Annotated in this window: 13 protein-coding genes; 10 read left to right on the top strand and 3 right to left on the bottom strand. The window is 71.3% G+C overall.

The window, feature by feature from the left end:
* Nucleotides 1–16: 16 nt before the first annotated feature.
* Genes B9G38_RS03000 through B9G38_RS03040 form a run of 9 tightly spaced genes read left to right on the top strand, consistent with a single transcriptional unit; the run spans nucleotide 17 to nucleotide 9,298 of the window.
* Nucleotides 17–1,330, top strand: coding sequence for a monovalent cation/H+ antiporter subunit E (locus B9G38_RS03000; protein ID WP_086219423.1), 1,314 nt, complete (start codon nucleotides 17–19; stop codon nucleotides 1,328–1,330).
* On the top strand, nucleotides 1,327–1,632 hold the full coding sequence (locus B9G38_RS03005; protein ID WP_086219424.1) for a cation:proton antiporter: 306 nt from the start codon (nucleotides 1,327–1,329) through the stop codon (nucleotides 1,630–1,632). The genes B9G38_RS03000 and B9G38_RS03005 overlap by 4 nt, the downstream gene beginning before the upstream one ends.
* The gene (gene mnhG / locus B9G38_RS03010) at nucleotides 1,629–1,961 is read left to right on the top strand and encodes a monovalent cation/H(+) antiporter subunit G (RefSeq protein ID WP_006113224.1); all 333 of its coding nucleotides are present in this window, start codon (nucleotides 1,629–1,631) and stop codon (nucleotides 1,959–1,961) included. Before B9G38_RS03005 ends, mnhG begins: the two co-directional genes overlap by 4 nt.
* Nucleotides 1,958–2,548: a DUF4040 domain-containing protein gene (locus B9G38_RS03015; protein ID WP_086219425.1), complete on the top strand. Its 591-nt coding sequence runs from the start codon at nucleotides 1,958–1,960 to the stop codon at nucleotides 2,546–2,548. The genes mnhG and B9G38_RS03015 overlap by 4 nt, the downstream gene beginning before the upstream one ends.
* Nucleotides 2,545–3,261: an MnhB domain-containing protein gene (locus B9G38_RS03020; RefSeq protein ID WP_086219426.1), complete on the top strand. Its 717-nt coding sequence runs from the start codon at nucleotides 2,545–2,547 to the stop codon at nucleotides 3,259–3,261. Before B9G38_RS03015 ends, B9G38_RS03020 begins: the two co-directional genes overlap by 4 nt.
* On the top strand, nucleotides 3,261–3,794 hold the full coding sequence (locus B9G38_RS03025) for a cation:proton antiporter subunit C (protein WP_086219427.1): 534 nt from the start codon (nucleotides 3,261–3,263) through the stop codon (nucleotides 3,792–3,794). The genes B9G38_RS03020 and B9G38_RS03025 overlap by 1 nt, the downstream gene beginning before the upstream one ends.
* Complete coding sequence (locus tag B9G38_RS03030; protein ID WP_086219428.1) at nucleotides 3,787–5,424, top strand: proton-conducting transporter membrane subunit; 1,638 nt, start codon at nucleotides 3,787–3,789, stop codon at nucleotides 5,422–5,424. Before B9G38_RS03025 ends, B9G38_RS03030 begins: the two co-directional genes overlap by 8 nt.
* A complete protein-coding gene (locus B9G38_RS03035; RefSeq protein ID WP_086219429.1) occupies nucleotides 5,421–7,523 on the top strand; it encodes a cation:proton antiporter in 2,103 nt (700 codons plus the stop codon). Before B9G38_RS03030 ends, B9G38_RS03035 begins: the two co-directional genes overlap by 4 nt.
* Complete coding sequence (locus tag B9G38_RS03040) at nucleotides 7,520–9,298, top strand: Na(+)/H(+) antiporter subunit D (protein ID WP_086219430.1); 1,779 nt, start codon at nucleotides 7,520–7,522, stop codon at nucleotides 9,296–9,298. The genes B9G38_RS03035 and B9G38_RS03040 overlap by 4 nt, the downstream gene beginning before the upstream one ends.
* A 42-nt stretch (nucleotides 9,299–9,340) precedes the next feature.
* Here the strand turns inward: B9G38_RS03040 and B9G38_RS03045 are convergent, their stop codons facing one another.
* The 3 genes from B9G38_RS03045 to B9G38_RS03055 form a co-directional block, all read right to left on the bottom strand.
* Entirely contained in the window at nucleotides 9,341–9,529 is a 189-nt protein-coding gene (locus tag B9G38_RS03045) for a hypothetical protein (protein WP_086219431.1), read from the bottom strand.
* A gap of 117 nt (nucleotides 9,530–9,646) precedes the next feature.
* On the bottom strand, nucleotides 9,647–10,000 hold the full coding sequence (locus B9G38_RS03050; RefSeq protein ID WP_006113237.1) for a MarR family transcriptional regulator: 354 nt from the start codon (nucleotides 9,998–10,000) through the stop codon (nucleotides 9,647–9,649).
* A gap of 117 nt (nucleotides 10,001–10,117) precedes the next feature.
* Entirely contained in the window at nucleotides 10,118–10,936 is an 819-nt protein-coding gene (locus B9G38_RS03055) for an NRDE family protein (protein ID WP_086219432.1), read from the bottom strand.
* Between the two features lie 105 nt (nucleotides 10,937–11,041).
* On the opposite strand from B9G38_RS03055, the gene B9G38_RS03060 reads away from it, so the two are divergent.
* The coding region (locus B9G38_RS03060) for a glucose 1-dehydrogenase (protein WP_086219433.1) at nucleotides 11,042–11,926 on the top strand (885 nt) is incomplete at its 3' end.

The following is an 11,926-nucleotide window of genomic DNA, read 5'->3' on the forward strand; positions in this document are numbered from 1 at the left end:
GTGGGAGGTGTGGTGGGTGGCTGACGCCGACCCTCCACCTCGCGACGCCGCCCCTGACGCGCACGGCCCGACGGATGCCGCGGGGACGGCCTCGCGCGCGCAGAACGGGTCGGCCGCCGGGGCGGTCATCGTTCCGGTCGAGCCGACCTCCACGCTCCGGTCGACGATATCGCACGTCGCGGAGACCGCCGCGGCCGACGGCTCGCCGGCGGTCCACCTCGTCGAGATCGCCTCGTGGCGGAACGGCGACCCGGAGAGCGACGAGCGGGCGGCGTCGGCCGAGCGCGTCCTCGAGCGCGTCTCCGCGTGGGCGACGGCCGACCTCGACGACTCCGAAGCGCCCGCCGCCGCGGACGTCGACGTCGTCACGGCGGTGATCGGCGCGGACGACTACCTGTTCGGTGCCGACGACTACGTCCGCGTCCTCACGGAGTACGCCGAGGCCAACGACGCCGACCGCGTCGTCCTCGACCCGGAGTACACGCCGGTGGGCAACACGACGCTGCTCCAACCGCTGGAGTTCGCGCTCTCGAACACGCCGCTGTCGGTCGAGACCGCGCCGGTCGACCGACCGACGCGCCGCGAGCGGTTCCGCACGGAGGCGACCACTAAGCGCTTCGTGGCGCTGTTCGGGCTCTCTCTGGCGTTCTACCTCCTTCTCGGTGACCCGACATACTGGTTCGACGCCGTGACGGGGGTCGCGACCGCCGCGGTCGTGTCGATCACCCTCTCGCGGGTGAGCCTCGACTCGACGCCGGCGATTCCGCGGACCCCGATGCGGATCCTCCGCGGGCTCGTCTACGTCCCCGTCCTGCTGTTCGAGATCGTCAAGGCGAACCTCGTCGTCGCCCGCGTCATCCTCGACCCGCGGCTCCCGATCGAGCCGACGATGAACCGGATGCGCGTGATCGTCGGCAGCGGCCTCCCGCTGATGACGCTCGCGAACTCGATCACGCTGACGCCCGGCACGCTCACCGTCCGCGCCCGCGACAGCGACCTCTACGTCCACTCGCTCGTCCCGTGGGCCCGCGAGGGGCTGTTCGACGGCTCCCTCGAACGGTGGACGCGCTTCGTCTACTACGGCCGCCGGTCGGCGCGGCTGCCGACGCCCCGCGAGCGCGACGACGTCGCGGTCCTTCAGGGCGACGACGCCACCGAGGAGCTGCCGATCGCCGCCGCGGACGGCGGCGCCCCCGCCGCTGAGAGCGACGCGGCGGCTGCGGTCGCCGCAGCCGACGCGGGGGACGCCGACGCGACCGACGCGGGGGACGCCGACGCGACCGACGCGCCGGAGCCGAGCGACGCGACCGAGGGGGTGACCGACCGGTGAGCCTCGTCGACGCCCCGCTCGCGTCCGGCGTCACGCTCGGCGACTTCCTGCTCGTCGCGGCAGCCGGCTTCGCCGTCCTCGCGGTCGGCATGCTCTACCGCGCGGTCGTCGGACCGACGATGCAAGACCGGGTGCTGGCGGTGAACGTCCTCGGGACGAACACCGTCGTCATCCTCGCCATCCTGGGCGCGGCCCTCGGCGAGCCGACGTTCCTCGACATCGCCTTAGTGTACGCGCTCCTCAACTTCCTGATGGCCATCGCCATCTCGAAGTTCACCGTCGAGCGGGGTGGTGTGCTGTGACCGCCGCGGCGATGGAGACGGCCCGGGTGTGGCTCGTGGTCGCGCTCACGCTGCTCGGGCTGTTCTTCTCGTTCGTCTCGATGACGGGCGTGATCCGCCTGCCGGACGTCTACTCGCGGGCGCACACGGCCTCGCAGGCCGACACACTGGGTGCCGGCTTCGGGCTCGCGGCGGTCGCGCTCACCGTCGGGCTGGCGGGGGCCGGCTTCAAGTCGGTCCTCCTGTTGTTCTTCATCTTCGTGACGAACCCGACGGCGGCCCACGCCATCGCCCGGGCCGCCTTCGAGGAGGGAATCGTGCCGTGGACCAACGGGGACGATCGCCGATGACGGGGGCGCTCGCGTCGCTCGCCCCCGCCGGCGCGCCGGTGGTCGCGCAGGTCACCGCCATCGAGGCGAGCCTGTTCGCCTTCGTGGTGTTGACCGCGCTGTTCACCGCCCTGGCGCGCGACGTGCTCGCGGCGGTGATCATCTTCGGCGCGTACAGCCTCGGGATGGCCGCGCTGTACACGTTCTACCGCGCGCCGGACGTGGCGATGACGGAGGCCGCCATCTCCGCCGGCGTGACGACCGTCCTCCTGCTCCTCACGCTCGCGAAGACGACGCGGCTCGACCACGAGGCCGCCTTCGAGTCGGTGAACCTGCCCGCGGCGGGCGCGGCGGGCCTGCTGTTCGGCGGCCTCATGCTCACGATGGGCGATATCCCCGCCGTGGGCTCCGCCGACGCGCCGATCTGGTCGAACCCGGACGTGACCCAGTGGTACATCGCGGAGACGTACGCGGAGACGCACGTCGAGAACACCGTGATGGCCGTGCTGGCGGCGTTCCGCGGGTTCGACACGTTCGGCGAGGCCGTCGTCGTGTTCGCGGCCGGGATCGCCGCCCTCATCGTCCTCCACAGGGAGGTGTTCGCATGAGCGGCTCCGACTCCGGCGTCGACGCGGACGCAGAGGGCGGTCCCGGCGGCGGCTTCGGCCGCGACCGCCCGCCGCGCAGCGACGGCCGCCTCGACTCGGACCGCCGACAGGGAACCCCGTACACGGAGAGCCAGGTCATCATGCCGACGGTGAAGATCGTTGCGCCCTTCGCGTTCACCTACGGGCTGTTCGTCACCTTCCACGGGGCCGGGTCGCCCGGCGGCGGGTTCCAGGGCGGCGCGATCGTGGCCGCGGTCGTGTTCATGATCGCGTTCGCGTTCGGCATCGAGGCCACCCGACAGTGGCTCGCGAACACCGTCGTCGTCGCGCTGGCGGTCGGCGGCGCGCTCGTGTTCGCCGGCATCGGGCTGGTCCCGGTCGCGCTCGGCGGCGCGTTCCTCCAGTACGAACTGCTCCCGATCCCCGACCCGGTCAAGTACGGGATGGAGGGCGTCGAGATCCTCGGGATCGGCACCATCGTCGCCGGCGTCCTGATGGGGCTGTTCTTCGTCCTCGCGAAGGGGTTCAGCGACGCGGGAGGGTTCGCCGACGCGGACGCCTTCGGCGACGAGGTCGGCGACGGGCCCGGGGGCGACGGCGACGACCCCGAGAGCGACGGCGGCGCGGCCGCGCCGCCCCCGGGCGTGACCGACGACGGACGGACCGGCTCGGACGCCTCCGGCCCGGCGGCGACCGACGGAGGTGAGCGCTGATGGCAGCGCTCGCCGGTGCGCTCGCCGACGCGATCGGCGGCTCCGGAGCCGCGGCCGCGCTCGCCTCGACGGGCGGTGCGGTGAATATCCTCGCGACGAGGCACGCCTACGTCGCGTTCGCGCTGCTTTTGAGCATCGGACTGTACATGATGATAGCGAACCCGAACCTCGTGAAGAAGATCATCGGACTCAACCTGTTCCAGACGGCGATCTTCCTGCTGTTCATCGCCTCGGCGTACGTCGACGGCGGGGCGATCCCGACCGTGCCCACCGGCGGCCCGGAGGGCGGCCTCTACGTCAGCCCGCTGCCGCACGTGCTCGTTCTCACCGCCATCGTCGTCGGCGTGAGCCTCACCGCGGTCGGGCTCGCGCTGTGCATCCGGATCTACGACGAGTACGGGACGCTGCGGACGGACACCCTCCGCGAACTGCTCCGCGACGAGGGGTCGATCCCCGCGCGCCGCTCGGCCGAGGCGTCCCGGGTCGACGGAGCGTCCGGCGCGTCCGATTCGGGGGGTGAAGCCGATGACTGACGTCCTCCTGCCGCTCGCGGTGGTCGTTCCGATCGTGGCGGCCACCCTGCCGCTGGCGCTCGGGCTCCGGTACGACCGGGTCGGCTGGCCGATCGCCGCGGTCGGCACGACGGCCGTGGCCGGCATCGCGGCCGCGATCGCCGCGGAAGTGGTGCTGAACGGTCCGTTCGCCCACGCGCTCGGCGGCTTCCTCCCCCCGGTCGGGATCGAGCTCGTCGCCGACCGGCTGTCGGTGGCGGTGCTACTGCTCGTCGCCGCGGTCTCGGTCGCGACGCTCGCGTTCGCGCGGGTCGCCGGCCCCCGCGGGAACCCGTTCTACAGCGCGTACCTCCTGCTGGTCGGCGGCCTCGTCGGGATGACGCTCACCGGCGACATGTTCAACCTGTTCGTGTTCCTGGAGATCACCGGGCTGACGACGTACGCGCTCATCGCCTCGGACCGGTCGGGAGCGAGCGCGTACGCCTCGCTGAAGTACCTCGTCGTCGGCACCGTCGGGGCCTCGCTGTACCTGCTCGGCGTCGGCTACGCCTTCCTCGCGACGGGGACGCTGAACATGCTCGACCTCCAGGCGCAGATCGTCGCGCAGGCGGGGTACGCCGACCCGCTCGTCCGCGCGAGCTACGCGTTCATCGTGGCGGGGCTGGCGCTGAAGATCGCCCTGTTCCCGGTCCACTCCTGGCAGCCGGACGCCTACCAGCGCGCGCCGGACTCTGTCACGACGATCGTCGCGGCGCTGGTGTCGACGACGAGCGCGTACGCGCTGATCCGCGTGACCTACACCGTGTTCACGGTCGAGTTCCTCGCGGCCAACGAGGGGATCGCGACCGCCCTGCTCGTCGTCTCGACGGTCTCGATACTCGCGGGGTCGGTGCTCGCCGCGATGCAGTCGAACCTCAAGCGGATGTTCGCGTACTCGTCGGTCGCGCAGTTCGGCATGATCGGTGCGGCGGTCGCGCTCGCGAACGAGACGGCGCTGCTCGGCGGGATCGTCCACCTCGTCGGGCACGGCGTGATGAAGTTCGGCCTGTTCCTCGGGATCGGGCTGCTCGCGCTGGGCTACGGGAGCCGGGAGATCGGCGACCTCGCGAGCGCCGCCCGCGCGGCCCCGTACACGTCCGGGGCGCTCGCGGTTCTCGGCCTCGGTCTCGTTGGGATCCCGCCCTCGATAGGCTTCCTCGGGAAGTGGTACATCGGCGTCGGCGCGGTCGACGCCGGCCTCGCCGGCGGCGGCGCGATCGGGATCGCGGTCGCGGCGGCGATATTCGTCAGCACGCTGTTCACACTGTCGTACGTCGCGCGGCTGATAGAGCGGTTCTACTTCGCCGGCGGGGGCCTTCCCGGCGACCACGGCGACGCGGGGAGCGGCTCGGCGAACGACGCGGTCGCCGACGGGGGCCGCGCAGGTGACGACGCGGCCGCCGACGGGGGCGAGCGGTCGCCCGCGAGGACCGCCGACGGCCTCCCCGCGCCCGTCGAGGGCGCTCCGCGGTCGTCGATCGTCCCCGACCGCGTGCCGACGGCCCCGCTGCTCGCGCTCGGGCTGGCGGCGCTGGCGACGGTCGCGCTCGGCTTCGGCGGCTTCGCGCTCGCGGAGTGGTTCGGCCCGTTCCTCACCGAGGTGTTCGCATGACTGACGTCGTACTCCAAGACCCACGACCCCTGCTCGCGGTTCTCGTCTCGTTCGTCGCGGCGGTCCTCATCGTCGCGTCGTATCGATCGCCGAACGTCCGCGAGGGGTGGACGCTCGTCGCGTCGCTCGCGAAGTTCGGGATCGTCGCGTCGATGCTGCCGGCGGTCCTCGACGGCGCGGTGTTCGAGTGGTCGCTCGGGGCGTTCCTCCCCGGCATCGGCGCGCCGATCGAGTTCGCCCTGCGCGCCGACGCCCTCGGCATGCTGTTCGCGTTCCTCGCGAGCGGGCTGTGGATCGTCACCTCCTTCTACAGCATCGGCTACATGCGCGGGCTCGACGAGCCGAACCAGACCCGGTACTTCGCGGCGTTCGCGGTGTCTCTGGCCGCGACGATGGGGATCGCCTTCGCGGGCAACCTCGTGACGATCTTCGTCTTCTACGAGCTGCTGTCGATAGCGACGTACCCGCTCGTCGCGCACGACGAGACGGCCGAGGCGCGCTCGGCCGGCCGGAAGTACCTCGCGTACACGATGTTCGGCGGCGGCGTGCTCGTCTTGGCGGGCACCGTGCTCGTCTACCTGCTCGCCGGCACCGTCGACTTCACCGCGGGCGGGATCGCGGAACTCGCGAACGCCGACCCCGGGCTGGCGATGCTCGCCTTCTTCCTGCTCGCGATCGGGTTCGGCGTGAAGGCCGGCATCATGCCGCTCCACCAGTGGCTCCCCGAGGCGATGGTCGCTCCGACGCCGGTCTCCGGCCTGCTCCACGCGGTCGCCGTCGTCAAGTCCGGCGCGTTCGGCGTCGCGCGGGTCGTCCTCGACGTGTTCGGTCCCGAACTCGTCTTCGACCTCTCGCTTCCGTTCGGCTTCACCGCCGGCCTCGTCCTCTCGACCATCGGGGCGGTCACGCTGACCGCGGCCTCGCTCATCGCACTGCGGAAGGACCACCTGAAGCGCCGGCTCGCCTACTCGACTATAAGCCAGCTGAGCTACATCATCCTCGGACTCGGGCTGTTCGGCTGGTACGGGCTCGTGGGGGCGCTGCTCCACATCCCGGCGCACGCGTTCATGAAGCTCACCCTGTTCTTCTGTGCGGGCAACATCCACGTCTCGACCCACACGGACTACATCTCACAGATGGCGGGGATCGGCAAGCGGATGCCCCTGACGATGGGCGCGTTCACCGTGGCCTCGCTCGGTATGGCGGGAATCCCGCTGCTCGCCGGGTTCGTCAGCAAGTACTACATGCTGATCGGCGGGGTGCGGATGGGGATGAACTTCACCCCGGTCGCCTACTACCTCGCCGGCGCGCTTCTCCTCTCCGGCGTGCTCAACATCGCCTACTTCTGGCCGGTAATCTACACCGCCTTCTTCGAGGCGGAGGACGCCCACGACGCGAAGCCGCTCGTCGACTTCCCGCTCGGCGGCGAGTCGCGGTCGATCGCGGCGGCGACCGACGGGGGTCGCGAAGGTGACCACGCGGCGACGGACGGGGGCCGCGCAGACGACGGCGGCGACGGTGACGGGGAGTCGGCCGAGGATGTCGACGACATCGTCGCGGACGCGGGAGACGCGGACGACGCGCCGTCCGACGCCGACGGGGTCGACGAGTCCGAGATCCCGGACGCCGACCTCGACGACCTGCCGACCGACGAGGAGGGCGTCGTCCGGCCGGACTTCGCGGCGAGCGAGCGCGACTTCTCGGAGCCGGCCGAGCGGGTGGACACGGGCGATTACGCGGTCGACCAGCGGCCGTCCGACGCGGACGTGCCGTTCGGTCCCGGGCGCGGGGACCCGTCCGACGGGAGCGCGACCGACGCTGCCGACGCTCACGGCGACGGCGAACCCGTCTCCCACGACGACCATGGCGACGCCCACGACGACCATCACCACGGCGGCCCGCCGGCGGGCGGTTGGGAGCACATCGCCGGCCTCGACGCGCTCCGCGGGCGCGAGTCGACGTGGTTCACGCTCGGGCCGATCCTCACCGCGATGACGCTCGCGGTGCTGCTCGGCGTGATCCCCTACGAGATGGGCTTCTTGGAGCTGATCGAGCTCATCGTCGACACGCGGCTCCCCGAGGGGGTGGTGCGCCCGTGACGGTGCCCACGGACCTTCTCACCTCGATACCGCCGTACGTCCTGATCGCGTTCGCGGCGCTCGCGGTGCTGGCGCTGCCGCGGCGGGCGGGGCACGCGGTCGCCGCCCTGGCGCCGGCGTTCACCTTCGCTCAGGCGGTGCTGCTCGGCGACGGCGGGACTGGCGCGCACCTCGCGACGACGTTCCTCGGCTTCGACGTCGTGTTCTTCAACGTCGACCAGTTCTCGCTGCTGATGGGGGTCGTCGTCGGGTTCCTCGCCACGGCCGCGGTGCTGTACGCCTACGGCAGCGACGCGCCGACGTGGGTGACCGCGTTCGCGCTGACCTACGTCGCCACGACCGTGGGGACCATCTACGCCGGCGACTGGCTCACCCTGATCTTCTTCTGGGAGCTGATGGCCGTCACCTCGACGCTGCTCGTCTGGCAGCACGGCGGGAAGGCGGTCCGGGCCGGCTACCGCTACGCGCTGTTCCACGGGACCGGCGGGACCATCCTGCTCGCGGCCGTCGTCGTCCACTTCGCGAACGTCGGGACCTTCCTGTTCTCGGCGACGACCGGGATCCATCCGGCCGCGACGGCCCTCGCGGCGGTCGGCATCGGGATCAACTGCGGGTTCATCTTCCTACACTCCTGGCTGCCGGACACCTACCCGCGCCCGCACGTCGCGGCGTCGGTGTTCCTCTCGGTGTTCACCACGAAGACCGCCGCCTACGTGATGTATCGCGCCTTCCCCGAGGGCGGCATGTGGCTCGCGTACCTCGGCGGGTTCATGGCCGTCTACGGCGCGTTCTTCGCGCTGCTCCAGTACGACCCGCGGCGGCTGCTGTCGTACCACATCCAGGCGCAGCTCGGCTACATGCTCGCCGGGTTCGGCCTCGCCACGGCTGTCGGCGAGTTCGCCGTCGTCGGCGGCTTCGCGCACCTGTTCAACAACGTCCTCTACAAGAGCCTCCTGTTCATGGCCGTCGGCGTCGTCGTCTACCGGACCGGCGTCGAGGACATCCGCGAGATGGGCGGCCTCTGGCGCGTGATGCCGGTCACGTTCGTCGTCTACCTCGTCGGTGCGGCCTCGATTACGGCGGTTCCCGGGTTCAACGGGTTCATTTCGAAGGGGATGGTGCTCGACTCCGCTCACGAGGTCCACAACTACGTCCTGCTGCTGGACAGCGGGCTGCTCTGGTGGCTGCTCGTCCTCGGCGGCGTGGGGACGTTCATGTCGTTCATCAAGCTCGGTTACTACGTGTTCTTCCACGGGTCGGCGACGCTGACGCCGGACGACGCCACCGCGTTCCAGACGGGCGGCATGGTGTTGGCCGCGGGCGCGTGCGTCTTCTTCGGCGTCTTCTACACCCAGCTGATCGAGCTGATGCCGTTCACGGACTTGATCCTCAGCGACGAGGTGTACTTCAAGCCGTACAGTCAGAGCCACTTGACCGAGAGCGCGGCGCTGCTGGTCGCCGGCTTCGTCGGCTTCTTCTCGCTGAAACGCCCGCTCGCTTGGCTCGCACACCGGATGCCCGACGTCGACGCCGTCCTCTTCCCGGGCGCGTTCTACCTCGGGCGCGGCTCGGTGTGGGGCGTCACGGAGCTGTGGGCCGCCGTCGACCGCGCGACGATGGCGCTCGCGGGCGCGACGATGCGGACCGCGAGCGACCCGCGCGAGACGCTCTCCCGCGCCGGGGTCGACGTCGAGATCCGGGCCGGCATCGGCCGGAGCGTGCTGTTCCTGACGCTCGCGGCCGGGGTCGCGCTGTTCGCGTTCCTGCTGGTCTGACCGGAGCGGCGGCGCGGCGCTCCGGTCCGGTCTCTGCCGGCGCTAGGCCGCTCGCTCGTCGACGCGTCTGCCCTGCTCGCTGAGCGTGAGGAACGCCACCCTGCCGAGGAGCGCGATCGCGAAGCCGAACGCGGCCGCGTCGCCTCTTTCCGCCCCGTGCGCGAACGGGACCGGGGCGACGCTCGGGCCGAAGAGCCCGCCGCCGACCGCGAGCGGGAGGGCGCGCTTCACGTGGGACCGGTCCCGACTCGACCGGAGAAAATGACCGGGCTGTGGCGGTTCGCGGACGCGGATAAAAGCGAGGAACGGACGAATCGGAGCGGTGCGAGCCGTGTCGGTCGACGGCGGTCAGTACTCCTCGTACGCGAGGTTCATCATCCACTGCGAGAAGGCGTCCGCCTGCGCGTCGACCTCCTCTTCGCCGATGAACGGCGAGAGCATATCGCCCGCCATCAGCAGCGAGAAGTCTAGGTCGCGCGGGGCGGGCTCCAAGTAGTAGGTGTTGTGGCCGTCGTAGACGGTGTCGGACCGCTGGATGAGCCCCGACTCCTCCAACGCTTCGGCGATGCGGCTCCCCTTCCGCGACGAGACGTCGAGCTTCTTCCAGAAGTCGCTCTGGTGGATGCCGCCGGTCTCGCGGATGAGTTCGAGGCCGGCCCGCTCGTCCGCCGACAGGTCGGACTCGATTTCGGACGCGCTCATACTCTCTCACGCCTCCCGAATCGCTTAAAACTGGCTTTCCGGGCGGACGTCGAGCCGCCGCGAGAGCGCGGCCTCACCGGGGACGACCGCCGGCGCTCGGCAGACCGATCGCCCGGTTTAGACGCCGTCGATCGCGAACTCCTCGGGGAGGGGAACGCGTTCCGCGGCCGTCTCGCAGGGCGGTCCGTCGGCGTGCGCGACGGCGGGGTCGTCGCCGGTCCGGATCCGCGTGAACGACCGCGTTCCGAAGCCGTCGCCGTGGAGGCACGCGCCGTACTCGTGGTCCGCGAGGAGGCCGCTCGCGCGGTCGAGCCACGACGCGCCCGACTCCCCCGGTTCCGGGACGAGCGCCGCCGCGATCCGCCTGGCGCTGTCAGCGCGCTCGGCACCGAACTCCGCCCGTCGCTCGGGGATCGCGAACCGCTCGCCCCCGTCGATCACGCCGCCGACGTTCCCGACGACGTGGACGCCCGGGTCCAGTCTGGTCACGGCGAGCCCGCCGTCGTACGCGAGCAGGAACGCGCCCCGGGCGTCGGCCAAGACGAGGTTGAACCCGGCGTACGCGCGCTCGTCGAGTTCGCGCTCGACCGCCCGGACCGCCGCCTCGGCTGAGTCGGCCGTCAGGCAGTCGCGGACGAGGAGTCCCCGGGAGCGCTCGCCCTCGCGCTCCGCGTCCGTCCACCGGTTCGTGACCGCGACGACGAGGCCGCGCTCCGAGAGGCCGATCCACGTGCCGCCGGCCTCGGCGTCGCGCGGAGCCACGTACCGGACGCCCTCGCGGGAATCGCCGTCGCCGCCGCTCTCGTCGTCCCCGCCGTCACCGCCGCCGCGCACCGCCGGCGGTTCGCTCGGGCGGTCGTGCGCCTCGTCGCGGGTGGCGGCGAGCGCGACGGGGGCGTCGCCGAACGTCCGCCACGCCAGAGTCAGTGTACACACGCCAGCGAGTACGGCCGACCGGGTGAAAACTCCACGGTGGAGTCCCCACACGCGTTTACTCGAAATAAAAGAAATCTTTTGAGGGCCGACCGCTTGGGTCGTGGTATGGACGCGATTGCCGTCTACGAGGGAGCCGACGAACCGGTCGTGACAGAGAGACCGCGACCGGAGCCCGCGCCCGGCGAGGCGCTGGTTCGGACGCTCCGGGTCGGCGTCGACGGGACCGACCACGAGGTCATCGCCGGCGGACACGGCGGGGCGCCCGCGGGCGAGGACCACCTCGTGTTGGGTCACGAGGCCGTCGGCGTGATCGAGGAGCCGAACGACACGCCGTTCGAGGTCGGCGATGTCGTCGTCCCCACGGTCCGCCGACCGCCGAACGGCGCGAACGAGTACTTCGCCCGCGGCGAGCTCGACATGGCGCCGGAGGGGGAGTACCACGAGCGCGGCATCGTCGGCGCGCACGGCTTCATGGCGGAGTACTTCACCAGCCCCGCGGAGTTCTTAGTCGAGATCCCGCAGGCGCTCGCCGAGTGGGGCTTCCTCGTCGAGCCGGTGTCGATCGCGGAGAAGGCGATCGAACACGCCTACGCCAGCCGGTCGGCGTTCGGCTGGGATCCCGAGTCGGCGCTCGTGCTGGGCAACGGGTCGCTCGGTCTACTGACGGTCGCGACCCTCGACGAGGAGTTCGACCGGACCTACTGTCTCGGGCGGCGCGAGCGACCCGACCCGACGATCGACATCATCGAGTCGCTGGGGGCGACGTACGTGAACTCCAACGACACCTCGATCCCCGAGATCCCCGGCGCGTACGAGCCGATGGACCTCGTCTTCGAGGCGACCGGCTACGCGCCGCACGCGTTCGAGACGATCGAGGCGCTCGCGCCCAACGGCGTCGGCGCGCTGCTCGGCGTTCCGGGCGACTGGGAGTTCGAGATCGACGGCGGCCGCCTCCACCGCGAGTTCGTCCTCCACAACAAGGCGCTCGTC

Source organism: Halorubrum sp. SD612, from assembly GCF_002135005.1.